Annotated in this window: 15 protein-coding genes; 8 read left to right on the forward strand and 7 right to left on the reverse strand. The window is 50.2% G+C overall.

The genetic code is table 11. The annotated features are described in order from the left end of the window. Positions 1-30 precede the first annotated feature (30 nt). The 6 genes from Pan161_RS10725 to Pan161_RS10750 all read left to right on the forward strand — a co-directional run bounded on the left by Pan161_RS10725 (position 31) and on the right by Pan161_RS10750 (position 8,760). Positions 31-966, forward strand: a complete 936-nt coding sequence (locus Pan161_RS10725; protein ID WP_145226626.1) for a GGDEF domain-containing protein — start codon at positions 31-33, stop codon at positions 964-966. Between the two features lie 798 nt (positions 967-1,764). Further along, the gene (locus tag Pan161_RS10730; RefSeq protein ID WP_232103693.1) at positions 1,765-3,822 is read left to right on the forward strand and encodes a carboxy terminal-processing peptidase; all 2,058 of its coding nucleotides are present in this window, start codon (positions 1,765-1,767) and stop codon (positions 3,820-3,822) included. A gap of 209 nt (positions 3,823-4,031) precedes the next feature. Beyond that, a complete protein-coding gene (locus Pan161_RS10735) occupies positions 4,032-5,096 on the forward strand; it encodes a beta/alpha barrel domain-containing protein (protein ID WP_197995825.1) in 1,065 nt (354 codons plus the stop codon). A 112-nt stretch (positions 5,097-5,208) separates the two neighbouring features. Beyond that, positions 5,209-6,240 carry an ABC transporter ATP-binding protein gene (locus Pan161_RS10740; protein ID WP_145226630.1) on the forward strand — a complete coding sequence of 344 codons (1,032 nt, stop codon included), beginning with the start codon at positions 5,209-5,211 and terminating at the stop codon, positions 6,238-6,240. 47 nt (positions 6,241-6,287) lie between these two features. Next, complete coding sequence (locus Pan161_RS10745; protein WP_232103694.1) at positions 6,288-7,112, forward strand: ABC transporter permease; 825 nt, start codon at positions 6,288-6,290, stop codon at positions 7,110-7,112. 394 nt (positions 7,113-7,506) lie between these two features. Next, a complete protein-coding gene (locus Pan161_RS10750; RefSeq protein ID WP_145226634.1) occupies positions 7,507-8,760 on the forward strand; it encodes an MFS transporter in 1,254 nt (417 codons plus the stop codon). A 60-nt stretch (positions 8,761-8,820) separates the two neighbouring features. Here Pan161_RS10750 and Pan161_RS10755 read toward each other — a convergent pair whose 3' ends face one another. Then, a complete protein-coding gene (locus Pan161_RS10755; RefSeq protein ID WP_145226636.1) occupies positions 8,821-9,087 on the reverse strand; it encodes a hypothetical protein in 267 nt (88 codons plus the stop codon). Positions 9,088-9,619: 532 nt separating this feature from the next. Here Pan161_RS10755 and Pan161_RS10760 point away from each other — a divergent pair. After that, on the forward strand, positions 9,620-10,663 hold the full coding sequence (locus Pan161_RS10760; RefSeq protein ID WP_145226639.1) for a fatty acid desaturase family protein: 1,044 nt from the start codon (positions 9,620-9,622) through the stop codon (positions 10,661-10,663). 104 nt (positions 10,664-10,767) lie between these two features. Here the strand turns inward: Pan161_RS10760 and gcvT are convergent, their stop codons facing one another. The 6 genes from gcvT to Pan161_RS10790 all read right to left on the reverse strand — a co-directional run bounded on the left by gcvT (position 10,768) and on the right by Pan161_RS10790 (position 19,253). After that, positions 10,768-11,865 carry a glycine cleavage system aminomethyltransferase GcvT gene (gcvT, locus tag Pan161_RS10765; RefSeq protein ID WP_145226641.1) on the reverse strand — a complete coding sequence of 366 codons (1,098 nt, stop codon included), beginning with the start codon at positions 11,863-11,865 and terminating at the stop codon, positions 10,768-10,770. Positions 11,866-12,092: 227 nt separating this feature from the next. Beyond that, the gene (locus Pan161_RS10770; RefSeq protein WP_197995826.1) at positions 12,093-12,854 is read right to left on the reverse strand and encodes a succinate dehydrogenase/fumarate reductase iron-sulfur subunit; all 762 of its coding nucleotides are present in this window, start codon (positions 12,852-12,854) and stop codon (positions 12,093-12,095) included. Next, positions 12,854-14,785, reverse strand: a complete 1,932-nt coding sequence (locus Pan161_RS10775; protein WP_145226645.1) for a fumarate reductase/succinate dehydrogenase flavoprotein subunit — start codon at positions 14,783-14,785, stop codon at positions 12,854-12,856. Before Pan161_RS10775 ends, Pan161_RS10770 begins: the two co-directional genes overlap by 1 nt. Before the next feature lie 75 nt (positions 14,786-14,860). Next, entirely contained in the window at positions 14,861-15,625 is a 765-nt protein-coding gene (locus tag Pan161_RS10780; RefSeq protein ID WP_145226646.1) for a succinate dehydrogenase cytochrome b subunit, read from the reverse strand. 375 nt (positions 15,626-16,000) lie between these two features. After that, positions 16,001-18,277 carry a ribonuclease R gene (gene rnr / locus Pan161_RS10785; RefSeq protein ID WP_145226648.1) on the reverse strand — a complete coding sequence of 759 codons (2,277 nt, stop codon included), beginning with the start codon at positions 18,275-18,277 and terminating at the stop codon, positions 16,001-16,003. A gap of 4 nt (positions 18,278-18,281) precedes the next feature. Next, positions 18,282-19,253 (reverse strand): 3'-5' exoribonuclease YhaM family protein, encoded by a 972-nt coding sequence (locus Pan161_RS10790; RefSeq protein ID WP_145226650.1) that lies wholly within the window; start codon positions 19,251-19,253, stop codon positions 18,282-18,284. A 480-nt stretch (positions 19,254-19,733) separates the two neighbouring features. On the opposite strand from Pan161_RS10790, the gene Pan161_RS10795 reads away from it, so the two are divergent. After that, the gene (locus Pan161_RS10795; protein ID WP_145226652.1) at positions 19,734-21,488 is read left to right on the forward strand and encodes a proline--tRNA ligase; all 1,755 of its coding nucleotides are present in this window, start codon (positions 19,734-19,736) and stop codon (positions 21,486-21,488) included. Positions 21,489-21,492 lie beyond the last annotated feature (4 nt).

The raw sequence follows: 21,492 nt of genomic DNA on the forward strand, positions 1-21,492 counted from the left end.
TACGATTTCCTTCCAGACAGGAAGAGAAGTATGACGCCAGTTCTCTCAACATCATTGTCAACACTGCCCAACGAAATACTGATCTGTTTCGGTGCGGGGTTGCTGATCGCAGTCTCACTCGGCTTCGCGACCGGTTATTTCCTGGGCAAGAGTGCGCCCGTTCGTAACCTCCGTCGTGCCCAGAAACATCTTCAGAACTGTTATCAGCACGTCAAAGAAACACTGGACACTGCATATACTGCCTGTACGCTTCTCGAAAATTTTCCGGGTACCATTCTGACCAATGATCAGACGCGGGAATTAAATTCCAAACGTACCAGCCTGCTCTCATTGATCAATCGACTGGTGGAACGAAAAAATACGGAGCCGGACAAAACTCCGCCTGTCAAAAAACAGGAAAAAAAGAAACAGCAGGATTTCCCGACGTTACAATGGGCCTTCCAGCCGGAACACTCACACTTAAAGCTGCCTGATTCTTCTGCGTTCGAAGCCAATCTGGAGATGATGCTGCTGACAGGAACCGCCACGGACAATCACAGCGGACTGTTGCTCGTGCAGATGAATCAACATGACCAGCTCAAAGAACGGTTTGGGATCATGGCCCCCATCAAGTTCATGAAAACCCTTTCACGACTGATCATGCACCAGGTGCGAGACGAAGAAGTCATCTGTCTCTGGAAGTCAGATACACTGGCCATCCTCTTCCCCGGCGTTGAAGTCGATGCCGGTCAGACCTGTGCCGAAACGATTCGAGAAGCAATTCGCCATCATCATTTCCGCCTGGAAAGCAACAGCCCCGAAGTTGTCGTCACCGCCAGTCTCGCGTATCTCAACTGCGTTCCCGGCGATTCAGCCGAGCTGGTTCTGGAACGTGGCCTGCACGCATTGGCTCAATCCCAGAAACAGGGGCGCAATCAGCTGATCATTCAGGACAGCCATTCCTACGAACACAAACAGGCAGTTTGAATCTCATCTACTGCCTGCACCTGACCGCTATGGCGTATCAGACTCAGATCGTTCCACTGACATTTCACTGATCCACTGCCCGATCAGATCGACTGCATCCTGGAGCACAACGCGGTTCTGGATTTCGGGCATTCGCACTGCCAGATCTCTGGGTTACAGGCGATGCATCAGGTTCGAAGAACGCAATGCGAGTATGGAAAAGATCCCCAAGGAGCATACCGAGGTTCTGCAGTTCTACTTGAAGGAAAACTTAAGGGATCATAATTTCGTGCGTAGGCCGCTCAACGCAGCGCAAGTGAATCAGAGGGGAACCCCTCATTGATGATGCCTCGAGACGAGATTACTATCAGAACCCCATTGATCGACGGAAAGAAATTCAAGCAGAGGAATCCAGAATTGCTTCCAAACAAAGAGATCCACAACACATAAACAATTGATACAATGACACTTACAGAGAATTTAATTCATAAAATCCTGGCACCGGTGTTAAGCCAGTGTTTTTTGTAACCCGACTCCTGATTTGGAATTCCTGCAAATTAAGACCAACACCCGATACTCTGCAGACGTAATAATTTCTACTGGACTCAGAAAGGACTGGAATTGGCTTTTCCCGGTTGTTTTTCAGTAACTTGATCAATGACAGGCAGATCGGAAAGGAATGTACTGGAAATGTCACCTTGTCCTGTTTTCCCTGATCCTATAATATCAAACGGCTAACATTAGTGAGCCCCCGGCGTATTGCAGGTTTCATTAACGGTTTTTCTATATCACTTCAAATCTAAGCAACGGACGAAACTTATGAAGTTAAATCCTCCCTCAAAAGCAGCCTCTGCTCTCAGTCTTTGTATGGTTCTCCTTCTGGGAACCGCCATTTTTGCGCAGCAGGCTACTGTCTCTGATTCAGCCAGTGATTCAACCACAGCCAAACGGGTCTGTGCGATGGTCAGCCGCTTCCATATCAGTGGCAAACCGATCAATGATGAAATTTCGCAGAAACTGATGAAGCGTTTCATCAAACAACTTGATCCACAAAAACTGTATTTTTACAAATCAGACATTGAGGGTTTCGAAGCGGACAAAACTCAGTTGGACGACAAACTTGCTGTCGGTGATGTCAACTTCGCGTATGAGTCATTTGACCTGTACCTGAAGCGACTTCAGGAACGGATGGAATATGCTCAGCAACTGGTCGATGTTGACCACGACTTCACCGTTGATGAGTCCATTGTAGTCGATGCCAAAGAGCAGAATTTTGCCAAAGATCAGGCAGAAATGAATGAACGCTGGAGAAAGCGTGTCAAATACGATCTGCTGAACCTGCTCCTGGAAGATACCGAGCTCGCAGAAGCCCGAGAACAGTTACACAAACGCTATCGCAATAACTTGCGAACCATGGTTCAAACTGAAAAGTCAGAAAAGCTGGAAATGTACCTGAGCTCTCTGACCCACTGTTTTGATCCTCACTCCAGCTATATGTCTCCCCAGACACTGGAAGACTTCCGCATCAGTATGGAACTCAGCCTGGACGGCATCGGTGCCGCTCTGCGTTCCGAAGATGGTTTCACAGTAGTTGCCGAAATCGTACCCGGCGGTGCCGCTGATGCCGACGGACGCCTGAAGGCGGGTGACAAAATCATCGCCGTCGCTCAGGAAGATGGTGAATTTGTTGACGTCGTCGAAATGAAACTCAGCAAAGTAGTTCGCTACATCCGTGGAAAACGCGGTACCATCGTGCAACTGCGAGTCAAGAAAGAAAAGAACAGCGTCGCTGAAACCTATCAGCTGACTCGCAAAAAAATCGAGTTAAGCACATCGGAAGTCAAAGGCAAAATCATTGAAACCGGTGAAAGAATTCCAGGCAAAACCGGCCGTATCGGTGTGATCAGCATCCCTTCTTTCTATCGCGATTTCCGTGGTGCACAGCGAGGTGATGAAAACTTCAAAAGTACCGCTCGCGATGTCCGTAAAGTACTGTATGACTTCCGTGATCAGGGTGGCGTCGATGGCGTTGTCGTCGATCTGCGATTCAACGGTGGCGGTGCTCTCAGTGAAGCCATCGAAGTCTCTGGCCTGTTTGTTGATGAAGGCCCGGTCGTTCAAGTCAAACAGATGGACGGCGAACGTAAAATCCACAGCGATGTCGAACCTGGCGCCGTCTTCACGGGACCTCTGGTCGTGGTCTGCAATCGACTTTCCGCTTCGGCTTCAGAAATTTTTGCAGGCGTGATCAAAGACTACAAACGAGGTCTGATCATCGGCGATACAACCACGCACGGTAAAGGCACCGTGCAGAATGTGATGCCCGTGAGTAACCAGATGTTTTCCTTCCTGCGAGGGCAGGACCTGGGTGCGTTGAAACTGACGATCAACCAGTTCTATCGCGTCAACGGTGACAGTACTCAGAACCGGGGCGTTCGCTCTGATATCGTACTGCCTTCACTGATTGACAATATGGACCTGGGTGAGTCCTTCCTGGACGATGCCATGGAATTTGACCAGACTGAGGTCGCTCAGTTCGCTCCTGTTGGGATGGTGAATCCACAGATTCTGGATCAACTGAAACAGTCCAGCTCAAAGCGGATTGTTGCTGACAAGGAGTTCAAAGAAACTCAGGCAGAGATCGACAAATATTTGCAGAAGAAAAACCAGAAAACCATCTCTCTGAATGAAGTTGCTCGACGCAAAGAAATGTCCCAGGACAAAGAGAAGGAAGACAAGAAGAAGGAAGAAGAAAAAGCAAAGAAAGAAGCAGCTGACAAAGAGATCTTCAAAAAGGATTACTACAACGATGAAATCCTGAATATCACTGTTGATTACATGAACGTACTCAAGAACATGAATACCGTTCAACGTTAATCCTGCTTGAACCTGAAAGTGACTCCCCTTTGACTCCGGTCTCTGACTTCAGAGGCCGGAGTTTTTTTATTCCCGTTTCAGCCAGCAGCCCGTAGGGACTCAACTTGAAGATTCCATTCCGCTGATCACGTATGCATGGAACCTGGGTAGACAGATCGGCTATAATCAAATACGTATCCTGCATCCCTGGTTCATTTTCAGGTTCCACCATGCCAAACTCACAGCACCTGCCCCGCTATAATCCACAGCAGACTTATGAGTGGAATTACAAGCAGGCCCCCGAACCCATTAATCAGGAAATACCATCTGTCCCGGGTTCCTGGTCATTTTGCGGGCTGCCTGTTCCCTCGCCTCTGGGGATCCCCGCCGGTCCTTTATTGAATGGAAAATGGGTCCTGTATTATGCCAGCCTCGGCTTTGATGTGCTGACCTACAAAACCGTACGTTCTTCCTCCCGCGCCTGCTATCCCCTCCCCAATCTGCAACCAGTCCAGACACTCTCACTTGAAGGTACTGAAACCGAGGTGAAGCTGTCAGCAGAGATGCAAGGCAGCTGGGCAGTTTCCTTTGGTATGCCTTCCGCTGCCCCGGATGTCTGGCGTCGCGATGTGGAACGGACACGCAAGCAGTTGCCAGCGGAAAAACTGCTCTCCGTCTCTGTCGTAGGCAGTCTGCAGCCTAACTGGTCTCTGGAAGATCTGGCGGATGATTATGCGTGCTGTGCGAAGTGGGCCATTGAAAGTGGTGCTGACTGTGTCGAAACCAATTTCTCCTGCCCGAATGTCTGCACGCGTGATGGACAACTCTACCAGCAGCCCGAGGCAGCGGCACTCGTTGCCAGTCGCGTCAAAGCGGTTTCCGGCGCTACTCCCTATCTGATCAAAATCGGCCACCTGTCGAGAAAAGCGGATGCACATGAGTTTCTGCAGGCAGTGCTCCCCTTCGCAGCGGGAATCGTCATGACTAACAGTGTGGCAACAACGGTAGTCGATGATCAGGGTACCCCCCTCTTTTCTGGAGAACAGCGGGGCATTTGCGGTACAGCAACAAAACAGGCTTCGCTGAATCAGCTGCGGCTGTTTGCGGAACTGATCTCAAAGCTCCCCGCCGGGCAACCCCGCCCCGATCTGATTTCCTGCGGCGGCATCAGTTCTGCCACCGATGTGCAGACGTTTCTGGCAGCCGGCGCCAATGCCTCACATCTGGCGACGGCAGCCATGTGTGATCCTCTGATCGCCTGTCAGATACGCAAAGAACTGGCTGCTGTCTCCTGATCTCTCACGAGAAAACCTGGCTGACTCATAAAATAATGCTTGCGCCAGCGTTTTTTCTGAATCGCCTGGTTTGTCGCTCGACCAGCAACCACAGGTACCGTAAGATGAAGACATGAATGCCATTGTTGTCAAAAACCTGGAAAAAACCTACAAAGTCTACCAGAAAAATGAAGGTGTCTTCGCCTCCATCAAGGGACTGTGGAGGCGCGATTACAAAACAGTTCATGCTGTTTCTGATGTCAGTTTTTCTATTGAACAAGGCGAAATCGTGGCCTTTCTGGGTCCGAACGGTGCCGGTAAAACGACCACCCTCAAGCTGCTTTCCGGTCTCATTTTCCCCTCCGCCGGAGAAGCCACGGTACTGGGACATGTTCCCTGGAAACGGGAAAATGAATATCGCCGCCGCTTTTCCCTGGTAATGGGACAGAAAAACCAGCTCTGGTGGGACTTGCCTGCTCAGGAATCGTTTCGGCTGCATAAAGAAATTTACCGTATCGATCCGCAGCAGTATGATCGGCGTATTGATGAGCTCACCAGCCTGCTTGAGGTCCGCCATCTGATCGGGCAACCGGTACGGGAACTCTCTCTGGGAGAACGGATGCGGATGGAACTGATAGCCGCCCTGCTGCATAAACCGGACGTGCTGCTTCTGGATGAACCCACAATCGGCCTGGACGTTGTTTCGCAGCGCCGTGTGCAGGAGTTTCTGAAATACTACCAGATCGAGCAGAAAACCACCGTGGTCCTGACCAGTCACTATATGAAAGATGTGGAGGCCCTCTGCAAACGCGCCATCATCATTAATCAGGGGCAAATTAAACATGATGGCCCGCTCAGCGATATCCTGGATCGATTCAGCAACTATAAAATTATGGATGTGCAGTTTGATGGCGACGACATGCCCCGTGACTTTTCACAATGGGGAGAAGTCATTGAAAATGAAGCACCACGTGTGAAGTTGAAAGTTCCCCGCAACAAAATTCCGGAAATTCTATCGAACCTCCTTTCCAAGTATCGCATTCTGGATGTCGGAGTGCAGGAAAGACCGCTCGAAGAAGTCATCGCAGAAGTATTCACCGAGCAGAAAAAAGATGCCCAGCGTCTGCAGGACGAACAGAATATCCTGCAGTCCACCTCTGATTAAAACCAAACTCTTCCGATTTGAATTTCTATGCTGTTGATAACAGACCTATGATTGCCAGCCTGCGAACTCACTGGATTATCCTCAAAACCTCTGTCGAGGAACGCCTCGTTTATCGGGGGGACTTTGTCTTTGCCACATTCGTACGATTCCTCCCCATCGTCACGCAGATTTTTCTATGGGGAGCGATCTATGGAATCCATTCTGCTCACCCGGTCAGTTCTATTAAAGGCTATAACTATCAGCAGATGGTCGCCTACTACCTGCTGGTAATGGTCGGCCGTGCGTTCTCCAGTATGCCCGGCCTGGCTAACGGCATCGCCAATGATGTGCGGGATGGGACGATCAAAAAATACCTGATTCAGCCCATCGACATGCTCGGCTATCTGTTCTGGGCCCGCATGGCGCATAAGCTGGTCTACTACATGGTCGCCATCGGACCATTCGTTCTACTCTTCTATCTCTGCCGCGATTACTTTATCGGCTGGCCAGATGCGTTTACGATTTCTGCCTGGGTTTTATCGCTGTTGATGGCATTTCTCGTCGGTTTTTTAATCGAATCTCTGATCGGCCTGATCGCGTTCTGGTTTCTGGAAGTCAGTTCGCTGATCTTCATCTATATGATGCTGAATTATTTTCTCTCCGGGCATATGATTCCCCTCGACCTGTTTCCGGAACCTTTAAGCAGTTGGATGCAGATGCTGCCGTTCAAGTACCTGGCCTATTTCCCTGGAACAGTCATTCTAGGTAAATATACTCATCAGGAACTGATTTTCGAATTGTCTATCGAAGTTGTCTGGATCATTGTCCTGTTTTCCCTAAATCGCATTGCCTTTCAGCGAGGCATTCGCCGTTATAGCGCCTTCGGTGGATAAGTCCCTGAATTCAGGGATTTAAAAGCTTCATACATTCTTAATATCACCTTGTTTTCTAGCATCTGCCCGCCTGGATAGTCAACTTTTCGGTTTTCTCCCTTAGACGAACTCCAGACGGTCTGCTAAAATGCTTGCAAAGGGTTCAAGGCACTTTCCCCACAATTCTCAGTTTGTTGGAGGAGAGGCAATTCCTCCCTCTGGGTGACGAACTTATTTTCCCCAGTTCGTGTCCAGTCGTTGTACCCGCCTGCTGCCTTACTTACGAATACAAGCCTGTTATGAAACCCATTCCTGCCGGTCAGGGTTTCTGTTTTCGAAAATGCAGACAGAAGCCGGTAGTGACCAGAATTTCTGGTCCTGAATACGTCAATATGTCCTAAACAAAATTAATGAAATGTCTATTACTCCTATTGTTCCCACCGATGAAGAGGAACCCATTTATAACCGTCTGTTCTGGCTGTGCTATCTGGCAAATGTCATGCTGGTCACCGCAAACGCCATTACATTCCGCTTTGCAGATTTGATCACATATCTCGGGGGAACAGAAGAGCTTGTCGGTGATATCGTTGGCTGTGGCGTCTTCGTTGCATTGATTGCCCGCTTCTTTCTGGGACAGGGCATTGACCGTTACGGAGTCCGCCGACTCTGGGCACTCTCGGCCCTCATCTTTGTCGTTGGTGCTGGCGGCATGACAGTCTGCAGGTCACTGGGTTGGGAAATATTCGCGTTACGGATGTGTTTTGCCACAGGGATTGCCGGAATGTTTACCTGCTCTGTGGTTCATATCCAGCAGAATGTTCCGCAGCACCGACGTACGGAAGTCATTGGCAGTCTCGGCAGCAGCGGATTTGTAGGCATGATCCTGGGAACACAAACCAGTGACTGGATGCTTCGTTCGTTTGCCCCAGGTAATGCCCAGTTTTATGCCTTATTTGGTATCCCGGCTGTTCTGGGGCTCTGTTATCTGGCAATCGTCATCTATGTCACTCGCAATGATATTCACCGTAGACCCAAGGTCACGCCGGCAGCACACCAGCTCCTGTTTCGCTACTGGCCCGGCCAGGTCGTGGTTGTCGCCATCATGATGGGACTCAGCTTTACGGTCATCAGCGTCTTTTTGACACGGTTCGTTTCCCAGAGAGAGCTGGGGGGCATCGGTACCTTCTTCGCCGGTTATGCGGCTTCCGCGTTCGTAATCCGCATTATGACACGACGCTGGGGTGAAACGGTGGGGCGAAATAAAATGATCACCCTGGGGCTGATGGGACACGCTATCGGTCATACGATTCTGCCTTCCATCACTCAGGAATGGCAATTGATTGGACCTTCCCTCTTGTGTGGTTTTGGACACGCCCTGCTCTTCCCGGCGGTTGTTTCGCTGGGAACCGAATCATTTCCCTCACACTACCGGGGCACAGGAACCACAATTGTACTGGGATTTTTTGATGCAGGAGCCATCATCTTTGCCCCCATTCTGGGTAGCATTATTGATCGCTGGGGGTTTACTCCGATGTTCTATACTTCGGCTTCTGTGATGACCCTGACAGCGACGGTTTACACGTTGACAGCCAATCACAGCCTCAGCAAGGACATTGCGATCCCGCAGAACCAGGAGCTCTGTGCATCACTTGAAGAAGCCATTGATTGAAATATTTGGCCAACAAACAACTGTCCGTTATCAGGACAGTTGAGGCCGAACCGCATCGTCTTAGCCAATTGCCCCCGATTCAAGATCTTGTACTACTTCCGCCAGGACAGCGGGGTCGGCAGATTTGAGAACATGGTCAATGCGTGATGCAGGAACACTGAGCCGCTCCATCAGTTCCTGGGCTTTTTCCCAGAGTTTTGCCTTTTTCTTACCTTCCGTCAGAAAAAGATTGGTACACAGTTCAGACAGTCGTTGCTGATCAATGGATTCACGATTGTCATAGTAACGTTTGATCACATCTTTTTGATAATTGGAAAATTCTGCCATTGGAAAACTCGACTCCTGTGATCGTTTCAGCTCAAAAACTGGTTTAAAATGCCTGACAGGCATATTGCCACTGTGATATAGAAGACTTTTATCGGTTTAAATGTTCTGAGGACTGACTAGAATTTAGTCTCTGTCGCAACAAATTGAAATGATTGATTTTATGTTTTTCGGGGAGAAAAAGGACTATTAAAACAGGACTTTTTAATATTATTTTAGCCCAAGACAACAGAATCTGATAATTAGTTTCAAATTGCACTCCCAAGACAACGCTATTATCATAAAATACCCAATAGTAATAATTATCCCGTTTTAACTGAATTAAAAATAAGCGCAACAGAGTTTTTAGACGATAAGACTCATACAGTATTCACAACAAATGGCCGAAAGTTCTGATTAGTTGACTCACCAAATATCTGGGAGTAACATTTTATGCGTTCTCAGCAGTATCTAATGTAATCATTATCCGATACTCACAACTGTTTGAATCATCTATTAGAAAAAGTGCTGATAGTTCATAAGTCCGGAGCGAAACGTGTCCGTCACACAATTTACTGAGCAGGAATTAAAGGATCTCGAAGAAAAAACGACGATTCCTCGTTTTTTATTCTTACCCCTTGGAGTCATCGGACTGGTATGTCTGGCTATCTACTGGCCCAGTCAGGCGATCGGCTGGCAGATTTTCTGGACACTCTTTACATCCTATTGTCTGTTCTGCTGGACCAGCTGTTTTCACGAATGTTCACACCATACGCTTTCAGGCTCTAAAAATGCCAGTATCTGGCTGGGCCGCGTGCTCGGGACCGCCATGTTTGTGCCCTACACCGTCTATCGTGAGAGCCATATTCGTCACCATGCTTATCTGAATAAACCCAGCGACTGGGAGCTCTGGCCTTATTCCGACCCCAACACATCGTTGCGGTTCCGTAGAATCTTTATCTGGTTTGACCTGGGAATGGGCCTGTTCATGGCTCCCTACATTTACGGTCGCATCTTCTGGCATAAAGATTCCCCGCTCACGGACCCCAAAGTCCGTCGTACCATTCGCTATGAATATGCGGTCATGGTGCTCTTCTGGGGTTCGGTATTAGGACTGTGTGCGTTCTACGGTGTACTCTGGGATCTGGCACGTGTCTGGTTTCTGCCCCATTATCTGGCTGGTATTTATCAGAATACGCGTAAATTTACCGAACACTTGGGAATGAGCAGTTATGACCCCATGCTGGGCACCCGGACCGTAGTCGGCTCCAATCTGATAACAAAGCTTTGTACCTACTTCAATTTTGATATCTTTGTGCATGGCCCACATCACCGCCATCCTCGTATCGCCCACAATCTGCTGCTGCAGAAGATGGATGACTATCAGGAAAAGAACCCGGAAATCAAGTACCCTGTCTTCACGACGTACTGGGGTGCCATCATCGACATGGCCCCTGCCTTTCTCTTTAAACCCGGTGTGGGCATGAATGCCGGCGCTCCAGCGCCTGCCAAAGAAAAGAAGCAGATTGACAACTTTGTACAGGATGTCGCCAAAGAAGTCATTGCCGATGACGACCTCGTTACCAAACCGGTCGATTAATCTATACCCAGGCACGCGTCAACACTCTGGCACACATTGAACTGTTTAATGAGGCTTTCATTACGCGCATTTAGCGACTTTGCAGGCTTATCGCCTGGAGTCGCCTAAGTGTCGCGCTTGTAAAATGGCAGTTCAGTCACTTTGACGGGGAATCGTTTGCCTCGGATATCCGCTTCCAGAATCTGTCCTGCATCGGCGAAACCAGCTTCAACATAGGCCATCCCGATCGGCAGATCCAGGGTGGGTGAGAAGGACCCGGATGTCACACTCCCCACCTGCTGATCCCCTGAGAATAACAGCGAACCCTCACGGGCTGCCCGCTTCCCTTCCAGGGTAAAACCAACACGGACTTTTCGATCATCGCGTGCTTTGGCAGCGATCAATGCTTCTTTCCCGATGAAATCAGCGGCCTTTAGTTTCACTGCGAAATTCAGACCCGCGGTATAAGGATCGGTCGTTTCATCCAGCTCATGACCATACAAAGGCATTGCCGCTTCCAGTCGCAGAGTATCACGACATCCCAGGCCGGCAGGAATCAGTCCGGCAGATTCACCATCGGCGATTAGTCGCTCCCAGAGTGCTGCTGCTTTTGTTTGATCAAGTACGACTTCGAAACCGTCTTCGCCGGTATAGCCTGTACGACTAACCAGCGCGTCAACACCTGAGACTCTGGTTTCAATTCCGTAATAATATTTGATTTCGCTCAGTTCCGCTTCCACCAGTGGGTTCAGAATTCCGAGAGATTCCGGGCCCTGTAAGGCCAGCATGAATTTCTCACGGGTCTGGTCTTCAATCTGCACATCAAAGTCACTGCGCTGCTGTTCAATCCAGTCCACAATTTTCAGACGATTGGAAGCATTCACAACCAGCATATAAAAATCGGAGAAACGGTACACCAGCACGTCGTCCAGAATCCCTCCTGATTCGTTCGTGACCAGTGAATAGCGGATCTGGCCCGGCTTGAGCGATTCCACACTGTTGGTCAGCATATGATCCAGAAAGCGACAGGCATCTGGCCCGGTGAAAAACAGCCGTCCCATATGGGCAATATCAAACAACCCCGCCGTGTTACGGACTGCATGATGCTCTGTGGTGATATTGGAATAGAGCAGAGGCATTTCCCAGCCCGCAAAATCAACCATACGGCCACCATGGTCGACATGCCACTGATGACAGGCAGTATATAACAAGGGATCAGACACAGATTTTTCTCTTCTTTATTGGCTGTTTCAGAAAGAATGGATCATAGAAAACAGGCGTCATTCGCCGTCGACCACGAGTCTCATCTATTGTGGAAGCTCAGATGGAATCTCGCAATCAACACACTCCGGGAATCTGAAATTTCCCTGACTCTTTCACCATAAAAAAAGCGAGGTCGACGATTAAGAAGACCTCGCTTTCCTGATACTGGTTGAAAATCAATCGCGGATTATTCCTTTGCACAGAGCTTGGCTCGCAGGTATTCACGATTCAGGCGTGCGATATTCGAAACCGAAATCTCGGCCGGGCAGGCGGCCTCACATTCCTCTGTATTCGTGCAGTTTCCGAAGCCTTCCAGATCCATTTGCGCGACCATATTCTGGACGCGACTGGCTCGTTCCGGTTTTCCCTGAGGCAGCGTCGACAAATGCGAAACCTTGGCAGAAACAAACAGCATCGCTGACGCATTCTTGCAGGCGGCGACACAGGCACCACAGCCAATGCAGGCTGCGGCATCCATCGCGGTCTCCTGAACGGGTGCCGGCACGGGAATCGCGTTCGCTTCAGGAGCATTGCCCGTGCTGACCGAGATAAAGCCCCCTTTCTCAATGATGCGATCAAAGGCACCGCGGTCGACCACCAGGTCACGCACGACGGGAAACGCCTGAGCACGCCAGGGTTCAACCACAATCGTATCGCCGTTTTTGAAACGTCGCATATGCAGCTGGCACGTGGTTGTCCCGGTATCCGGTCCATGAGCCTGACCATTAATCATCAGGCTGCACATGCCACAGATCCCTTCGCGGCAGTCATGGTCAAAGGCGATCATCTCTTCGCCTTTCGCATGCAGTTGCTCATTCAGGACATCCAGCATTTCCAGGAATGACATATGCGTCGAAATCCCGGTCAGCTTGTATTCCACATATTGCCCTACAGCATCAGCGCCGGGCTGTCGCCACACTCTGAGCGTCAGATCCAGTGTCTCGCTCATTATTTATAACTCCTCGTAGCCAGAGGTACTTCGACAAATTCTAATTGCTCACGGTGTTCCACAGGCTCATTACCCACTCCCGTGAATTCCCAGGCCGTTACATGACAGAAATTTTCATCGTCACGAAGTGCTTCATTTTCAGGTGACTGGTGCTCTTCACGAAAGTGACCGCCACAGGATTCTTCCCGAACCAATGCATCACGCACCATCAACTCACCAAACTCCAGGAAGTCGGCCAGACGGCCTGCATGTTCCAGGTTCTGGTTCAACTGCGCGCCCTCTCCAATCACTTTGATACTGGACCAGAACTCAGCCCGCAGATCACGAATTTTACCCATCGCAGTTTCGAGCCCCTGTCGTTCCCGGGACATTCCACAGTATTCCCAGAGGATGTGTCCCAGTTCGCGGTGGATACTGTCTGAAGAACGGGTTCCCTGCACTCCCAGAATTTTCGCGTTCCAGTCCTGGGCATTTGCCATGGCTTCTGAAAATGCTTCATCATCAGTCGATACAGAAGGCAGATTTTGTGAGCCCAGATAGTGCCCCGTGGTATAAGGAGCCACAAAGTAACCATCTGCGAGCCCTTGCATCAAAGCCGATGCTCCCAGGCGGTTTGCACCATGGTCCGAGAAGTTGGCTTCCCCCAGAACGAACAGACCGGGGATCGTACTCTGCAGATGGTAGTCCACCCAGAGCCCGCCCATCGTATAATGGACGGCGGGATAGATCCGCATCGGAACCTGATAAGGATCTTCGCCGGTAATCTTGTGATACATGTGGAACAGGTTGCCATACTTGGCCTCAATCGCATGGCGGCCATCGCGGGCAATTGCATCGCGGAAGTCCAGGAACACGGCTTGCCCCGTTGAGCCGACACCAAACCCGGCGTCACAGCGTTCCTTGGCAGCCCGGGAAGCCACATCGCGGGGCACCAGGTTACCAAACGCCGGATAACGACGCTCAAGGTAGTAATCCCGTTCACTGTCCGGGATCTCATTTCCGCGACGTTTATCATCGGCCGCCTGAGGCACCCAGACCCGGCCATCGTTTCTAAGGCTCTCGCTCATCAGTGTCAGTTTAGACTGATAGTCACCACTGACGGGAATGCATGTCGGATGGATCTGCGTGTAACAGGGATTCGCAAAGAAGGCACCCCGCTTATGACAGCGCCAGGCTGCGGTCACATTGGAACCTTTGGCATTCGTCGACAGGTAGAACGCGTTCCCGTAACCGCCGGTACAGAGTAGAACACAGTCAGCCGAATATTTTTCGAATTCGCCAGTAATCAAATTCCGGACGATAATACCTCGCGCGACACCATCAACCTTCACGAGGTCGAGCATTTCCCGCCGGGGAAAGAGTTCAATACGACCGGCACCAACCTGTCGCATCAGTGCACTGTATGCTCCCAGCAACAGCTGCTGTCCGGTCTGTCCACGGGCATAAAAAGTTCGTGACACCTGGGCACCACCGAAAGAGCGGTTTGCCAGAGTTCCGCCATAATCGCGGGCAAAGGGAACTCCCTGTGCAGCACACTGGTCGATGATATTATTACTGACCTGCGCCAGGCGATGCACGTTGGCTTCGCGGCTGCGGAAGTCTCCCCCTTTGACAGTATCGTAAAACAGCCGCCAGACACTGTCGCCATCGTTAGGATAGTTCTTAGCGGCGTTGATCCCCCCCTGGGCGGCGATACTGTGTGCACGCCGTGGAGAATCCTGAAAACAGAAGGACTGAACCTGATAACCCAGTTCTGCCAGGGACGCCGCAGCAGATGCACCGGCGAGCCCGGTCCCGACGACGATGATTTTTTTCTTCCGTTTGTTCGCCGGGTTAACCAGCTTCATTTCCTTCTTGCAACGATCCCATTTCTCGGCCATCGGCCCTTCAGGAACACGAGAATTTAAAACCGTAGTAGCCGCCTCGGCCATGATGTAAACCTTCACAACGGAAACTGTTGAACAATAAAAAAATGCTTGAATTCAAACGAAGCTGAAACTCAGACATCAATAAATAAATAATCCCCAGAGGGGCAGACTGGCAAAACCGATCGCAATGACTGCTGCAAACAGAATCGCAAACTTCTTGATCCAGGGTGTGTACTTGGGATGATTCAGCCCCAGAGACTGGAATGCACTCCAGAACCCATGGGATAAATGAAATCCGAGAACGATCGTCCCGATGATATAAACAGCAGCACTCCAACTGCCAAGCACTTGAACGATAATGCTATAAGGATCCGCTTCGATGACACCATCCGGTGTCTCAACCGTGTAAGCCACCGCAGGATTCAGGTGCAGTTTCATATCAATCATATGAACGATCAGAAAAATAAGAATGATCGAACCGGAAAGAAACATCCAGGAACTGGTACGGCCCAGGGGAGTTTTTCCAAAAACAGAGGGAGGCTCTTCGATCTTACTCTGTTTCTCATGATAGCTGATATGTCGTGCCTTACGATTGTCACTGGTGAGTTTGAATGCCAGAGCAATATGGGCGAACAGGAGGAGAAACAATCCGACTTCCGCCACAGGCAGCAGCAGCATGCTGTGCAAATCATGGGCATACGTATTGTAGGCATCTGCCCCTACATACACGAGCAGATTCCCCGCCAGATGCACTACCAGAAAGCCACAGAGTAAAAGTCCGGTAATCCCCATCACGAACTTCTGACCCAACGAAGACGACAGTAATGTCATCATCCATTTTGTCGCTGATTTACCGCCGGCTGAGGGGGAGGTTTGCTGTTTTTCAGCTGCTTTTGTCACCATAATCTAGCTCTCACACGGATGCTCACAAGCAAGCCATGAATAAGATTGTGATAATTAATTTTGATCTGAGTCACTGACTGTCAATCACTCATCTGGTCAGAATTCAGAAAGCCATCTGGCTGATTCTAAATTGGACACTTAACTTAAGTTATTATATTTCTTTGGCTTCGAACATCAATCATTACATAAATATAAACTTAGATGCTTTCACAAAAATCACGAGTTTCTAGAAGCTAATCGTTTTTTTTCAAGGCACACTTCATGATACCTTGGCGCATTTCCGGAAACTGAGACCCTGTTCTCAGAACAGGGAGCCCTGCATTCTTACATCGGTCACTTGAACGCTGTTCTCCGTTACGCTTGATCAATTGCGCTTTATTTTCGCTTTTTCTTTCTGGTCTTCTTCGATTTGACCTTGCGCACACTCGCTTTCTTTTTTGACTTCGCAGTCCCTTTGGGAGTTCTCTGCTCCGGCGCTGCAGATCCCTGCTTTTTCGTATTCCCGTACTGTTTAGGGCGAGGCAGTCGAAAATCCAGCTCGCGACGGTCCAGGTCAATTTTCTCGACTTCGACCGTCAACAGATCACCCACGCGATACTCCTGACCAGTTCGTTCCCCCACGATACTGAATTTGGGAACTTCCTGACGGAAATAATCATGTTTCCCCAGACGACTGATGTGCAACAGCCCCTCTACAGGCACATCCGTTCCTCTGCAGAACATACCAAAGGTTTCCACCCCGGTAATCATGGTTTCCAGCGTCCTGATGTTATTATCGATCATCCAGGTGAGCAGTTTGACTTTTGTCAGTTCCCGTTCAGCAGATTCAGCGCGTCGTTCACGCAACGAAAGCTCATGCCCCAACTGACGGAGCCCTTGTGGGCTCTGCCCTTTACTTTTATCCGGTCGTTCCAGAATCTCATCAATCATGCGATGAATGGTCAAATCGGGATAGCGGCGAATCGGGCTGGTAAAGTGACAGTAATGATCAACGGCTAACGCATAATGGCCTAGTTCTTCATCTGTATATTCCGCCTGTTTCAGGCTCCGGAGCAGCGCGTAATTAATCGCCTGCTCTACAGGAGTTCCATGCACCTCATTGACCAGCTTCTGCAGATCTTTGCGGCTCTGGACTTTATTCAGCGTAAACCCGAGTGCATTGGCGAACTCGGCAAATGCGATCTGGCGAGGCATTTCAGGCGAAGGATGGACACGGCGTAAAAAACGTAATTTCCGGTCATTAAATGCTTCTGCAATAGAAACATTGGCAGCCAGCATGAATTCTTCAATGATCTGATGACTCTCATCATGCTCGCGTTCGACGGCACCTGTCACGCGATGCTTGTCATCAAAGGTCAGTTTTACTTCGGCAAGATGCAATTCCAGAGCGCCAGCAGAAAATCGGCGTCCCCGCAGCAGCATGGCCAGATGATACATATTTTTCAGCAGGTCACGCACTTCCGATGAAACGTTCTTTCCTTCTTCATCGTTCTCCTGGACAATGGGCAGTACCTGCTCGTAGGCAAATCGCTGTTTCACTTTGATCGCGGTGTTGGCAAATTCAGTATGAACAGGAATTCCTTCGGGAGTGAATTCGATGAAGGCTGATTTGGTAAACCGGATCTGACCTTCCTGCAGACTGGCCAGGCCATTGGAAATGATCTCCGGTAACATCGGAATGACTCTGCCGGGCAGATACACGCTGGTTCCACGGCGTTTGGCCTCCCGATCCAACAGCGAACCTTCTTTGACAAAGTGCGCCACATCCGCAATGTGCACCCCCAGCAGCCAGTGCCCCTTTTCATCTCGGGTGAGGGAAATCGCATCATCGAAGTCACGCGCATCCGCGGGATCGATGGTCACAATCGTTTCCCTGGTCAGGTCACGTCGATTGCCGAGCTTCGTTTCGTCAAACAGGCTGGCCTGTTCGCGTGCTTCTGCCAGCACTTCATCCGGAAAATCGAGAGGAATCCCAAACTCATAAATGATCGACAGCAGGTCGACACCGGCTTTCCCATGGGGCCCCAGTACTTTGGCAATGACCCCCTGGCCCAGGTAATTTTTAGAAGGGAAATGCAGGATGTCGATGACGACTTTATCTTCAGAACGCACTCCTTTGGCACCCGGGTCGCCTACATGGATCGGCGAATTGAAGATTTTGCCGTCTACGTGCACATAACCTTCACCCTGTGTTTCAAAGTAGGTTCCTACAAAGGTCGTCGATGCCCGCTCGATAATTTCGACAACCCGACCACAGATCTGCCCGCTACTGCGCTGGCGATTAAGCACCGTGGCATAAACTTCATCCCCGGTCTGGGCATCACCCAGATCACGTTCTGAGATGTAGAGATCCCCGGCATGCCGCTGGTCATGCGCAATGTCATCCGGCTTGTGATGGGGAATCAGATAACCGGCGCCGGAATTGGTTTTCTTGATCATCCCTGCAATCCAGCCCTCTTTTTTAACAGGACGGATCAAACCGGAGTCGGAAATCAGAATATCCTTGCGCGTTCGCAGGCTGGCAATTGCCTGTTCAAATTCCGGGGAATTTGATTTTGAGCCCCCCACTTTTTTCAGCAGCGTTTTTTCGCGGACCGGTGTGTATCCGGTTCTGTTGACATAATCGAGAATTTTCTTCTCAAAATCGGGCATCACCTCAATCCTCGGTTATTCCCTTGAATAATTTTCGCTGCAAGCGAGGCGAATAAGGGGTCCAGTTTGATGTGGAATTCAGATCATCGTCAATGAATCTCGCAAACTCATTCACCTTGGCATCCAGGTTATCCAGATGATGCAATGCCACCGCTTCCGGAGTCATCGGCAAGCGGGCACTGCCGAACTCATAAGTCCCATGATGACTGACAATCATATGCTTCAGCCGCAACTCTGCCTCTTTCGGAAACGATTCTCCGGTCATTTCCTGATAAGCACGGATTTTCTCGGTCAGCATCTCGACGCCGATAATCAGATGCCCCAGTAACTGACCTTCATCCGTATAGATAAATTCGTTCTCATATCCGAGTTCCCGGACTTTGCCCAGGTCATGCAGGAAGACCCCTGCCAGCAGCAGGCTCATGTCCGCTTTGGGATACAGATCAGAAATGCGATGCGCGGTCTCCATCAGATTGACGACATGTTCGATTAACCCGCCGTGGTAGGCATGATGCGTTTTCACACCCGCTGGTGCTCGGCAGAATTCATCCATCAAGGCTTCATCAACCAGAAAACATTCCATCAGCGTTCGGATTTCATTATTTTCGATACCCAGCAGCATCTCACGCAGCTTCGTCAGCAGTTGCTGTACATCCTGAGGTGCCTGGGGCTGGAAATCAGCCGGATCCAGGTTTTCTGCGGAGACCGGTTCGATGTAAGTCAAAATGATCTGCAGAGTTCCCTGAAACAGATGCACTTTGCCTTTGGCCTGCACATAGTTTCCCGACTGAAAATGCTGCATCCGCTCTTCAAGCACGTTCCACATCCGGGCATTCACAACGCCGGTCGAGTCCCGCAGGTCGGCTGATAGAAACAGACTGGCATTACGATTTGCACGTAACTGCTTATCAACTAAGAGATAAACCTCATTTACTGTATCACCATCCTTGAGTTGATTTATATTTTGTCGAGACATCTCGATTCGGCTTTCAGAATCACATTTAAAACGCTGTTGTCGATCTTAAGTTTCGCTAAGAAACACAATAGAACGATCTTAAGCCGTTCCATTCTGCTCAACAAGTCCGACACCAGTCCGTTCTGAAAGTCTCTTCTATTTGCCTGAATTGATGATGCCCGATTCCCCGAGAACGCCCTCCCCGATCCGTGACGAAACTCAACAAACTGCTGTTTTCAGGGAACTTAGAGCCACGGGAATATTTTCACTCCAGACAAGTCCGAACCTTTTGAAGCCGAATCGGTTCTGCTAGACTGTGTCCAGTTTTACTGTCACGTCTCCAGGACCATTTGGATTGAGTATTTTCGATTGAGAGACGCGATTATTAAATGCCATGCAATCAAGATTATGCGGCCGTTGATATCTAGTCACGTCCTGTACTCAAACGGACTCGCCTTCAACCTCATAAACTTATTCTCATCAAATACTTAAGGAAATAACGTGCGCTGGTCGAATACTCTGATCCCCACCATCAAAGAAGTTCCCGCCGACGCGGAGATTCCCAGCCATCAACTCATGCTGAGAGCCGGTCTGATCCGTCAGTTGATGGCGGGGGCGTATACTTACCTTCCCCTGGGTTGGAAGGCGATTCAGAAAGCATCACAGATTATCCGGGAAGAAATGGACGCCGCCGGAGCCGCGGAACTTCATATGCCCGCTTTGCAACCGATCGGCCTGTTTGAACGCACACAGCGAAAAGAGGCCTTTGGATCCGTGCTGATCCAGTTCAATGTTCCCCGCGGAAATCGCCTGATTCCCATGGCACTTGGCCCTACACACGAAGAAGTCGTGACCGATCTCATCAGTCATTGCATCAGCAGCTACAAACAGCTGCCTCTGACGGTTTACCAGATTCAGACAAAATTCCGCAACGAAGAACGCCCCCGTTTTGGCGTGCTGCGTACCAGTGAATTTCTGATGAAAGACGCTTACAGCTTCAGTTCCTGCGTCGAACAACTCGATGAAATCTATGACCGCATGTACCGGGCCTACTGCCGCATTTTCGCCCGTTGTGGCCTGAAATACCTGCCTGTCGAAGCAGAAAGTGGCCCGATTGGCGGCGATGCCTCACACGAATTCATGATCCCCTCTGACAACGGTGAAGACTCCATCGTCTACTGTGAAGCCTCGGGCTATGCAGCCAATATGGAACGGGCCGACACAGGGCGTACTTCGCCGGAAATCGCGACCAGCGACAATGCAGGTCTCCTGGAGAAAAAAGCAACTCCCGAGGCAACAACTATTGAGCAGGTCAGTCAATTCCTGGGATGTGAACCATCCCAGATGATCAAAACCCTGATTTATCTGGCAGATGGCGAGCCAGTGGCCGTCCTGATCCGTGGCGATCACGAAGCCAACGAAGGCAAAATCCGCCGCGCCCTGTCTGCCAGCTCAGTCGAGCTAGCGGATGACAAGACCATTCAGCAGGTCACAAACGCGCCGACCGGTTTTGCCGGGCCGGTCGGCATCAAGTGCAAAATCATCGCTGACCACGACATCCCCATCATCGAAAACGCGATCACCGGGGCGAATGAAGCAGACACACACTACCTGAATGTGAATGTGGGCCGGGACTATCAGCTCGATACCACTTACGATCTACGCAATGCGGAAGCGGGCGACCCCTGTCCGAAGAGTGGCAAACCGCTGACGATTGTGCATGGCATCGAAGTCGGTCATGTATTCAAGCTGGGTACCAAGTACACAGAAGCCCTGGATGCGAACTTCCTGGACGAAAAAGAAAAGCGACATCCGATTATCATGGGTTGTTACGGGATCGGCGTGAATCGAATTGTCGCTGGTCTGGCAGAAACACGACATGACGAGAACGGCCTCATCTGGCCCCTTTCGATTGCCCCCTATGAAGTACTGGTGATTCCGTTGAACATAAAAGACGACGAAGTCATGCAGACTGCGGAACGCTATTACAACGAACTTAAAGCAGCCGGCGTTGATGTCCTGTTTGATGATCGCAATGCCCGGCCCGGCGTTAAATTCAAAGACGCGGACCTGGTCGGCATTCCCTATCGGGTCGTCATCGGCGGTAAGGGGCTGCAGAATGGAGAAATCGAAACCAAGTGGCGGACCGCAGAAAATGCAGAAATGATTGCCCTTGATGCCGGCATCACACCTGTTCTCGAAGCTCTGGAATCACGCAAGGCAGAAGAGTATCAGGCGGCGAATGTCCCTGAGTGAATTG

It is taken from the genome of Gimesia algae, from assembly GCF_007746795.1.
GTDB lineage: Bacteria > Planctomycetota > Planctomycetia > Planctomycetales > Planctomycetaceae > Gimesia > Gimesia algae.

What these genes read in the sequence shown, in the direction of transcription:
- Pan161_RS10725 (WP_145226626.1), top strand. Translation starts at nt 31, where the DNA reads ATGACGCCAGTTCTCTCAACATCATTGTCAACACTGCCCAACGAAATA.
- Pan161_RS10730 (WP_232103693.1), top strand. Translation starts at nt 1,765, where the DNA reads ATGAAGTTAAATCCTCCCTCAAAAGCAGCCTCTGCTCTCAGTCTTTGT.
- Pan161_RS10735 (WP_197995825.1), top strand. Translation starts at nt 4,032, where the DNA reads ATGCCAAACTCACAGCACCTGCCCCGCTATAATCCACAGCAGACTTAT.
- Pan161_RS10740 (WP_145226630.1), top strand. Translation starts at nt 5,209, where the DNA reads ATGAATGCCATTGTTGTCAAAAACCTGGAAAAAACCTACAAAGTCTAC.
- Pan161_RS10745 (WP_232103694.1), top strand. Translation starts at nt 6,288, where the DNA reads ATGATTGCCAGCCTGCGAACTCACTGGATTATCCTCAAAACCTCTGTC.
- Pan161_RS10750 (WP_145226634.1), top strand. Translation starts at nt 7,507, where the DNA reads ATGTCTATTACTCCTATTGTTCCCACCGATGAAGAGGAACCCATTTAT.
- Pan161_RS10755 (WP_145226636.1), bottom strand. Translation starts at nt 9,087, where the DNA reads ATGGCAGAATTTTCCAATTATCAAAAAGATGTGATCAAACGTTACTAT.
- Pan161_RS10770 (WP_197995826.1), bottom strand. Translation starts at nt 12,854, where the DNA reads ATGAGCGAGACACTGGATCTGACGCTCAGAGTGTGGCGACAGCCCGGC.
- Pan161_RS10775 (WP_145226645.1), bottom strand. Translation starts at nt 14,785, where the DNA reads ATGGCCGAGGCGGCTACTACGGTTTTAAATTCTCGTGTTCCTGAAGGG.
- Pan161_RS10780 (WP_145226646.1), bottom strand. Translation starts at nt 15,625, where the DNA reads ATGGTGACAAAAGCAGCTGAAAAACAGCAAACCTCCCCCTCAGCCGGC.
- rnr (WP_145226648.1), bottom strand. Translation starts at nt 18,277, where the DNA reads ATGCCCGATTTTGAGAAGAAAATTCTCGATTATGTCAACAGAACCGGA.
- Pan161_RS10790 (WP_145226650.1), bottom strand. Translation starts at nt 19,253, where the DNA reads ATGTCTCGACAAAATATAAATCAACTCAAGGATGGTGATACAGTAAAT.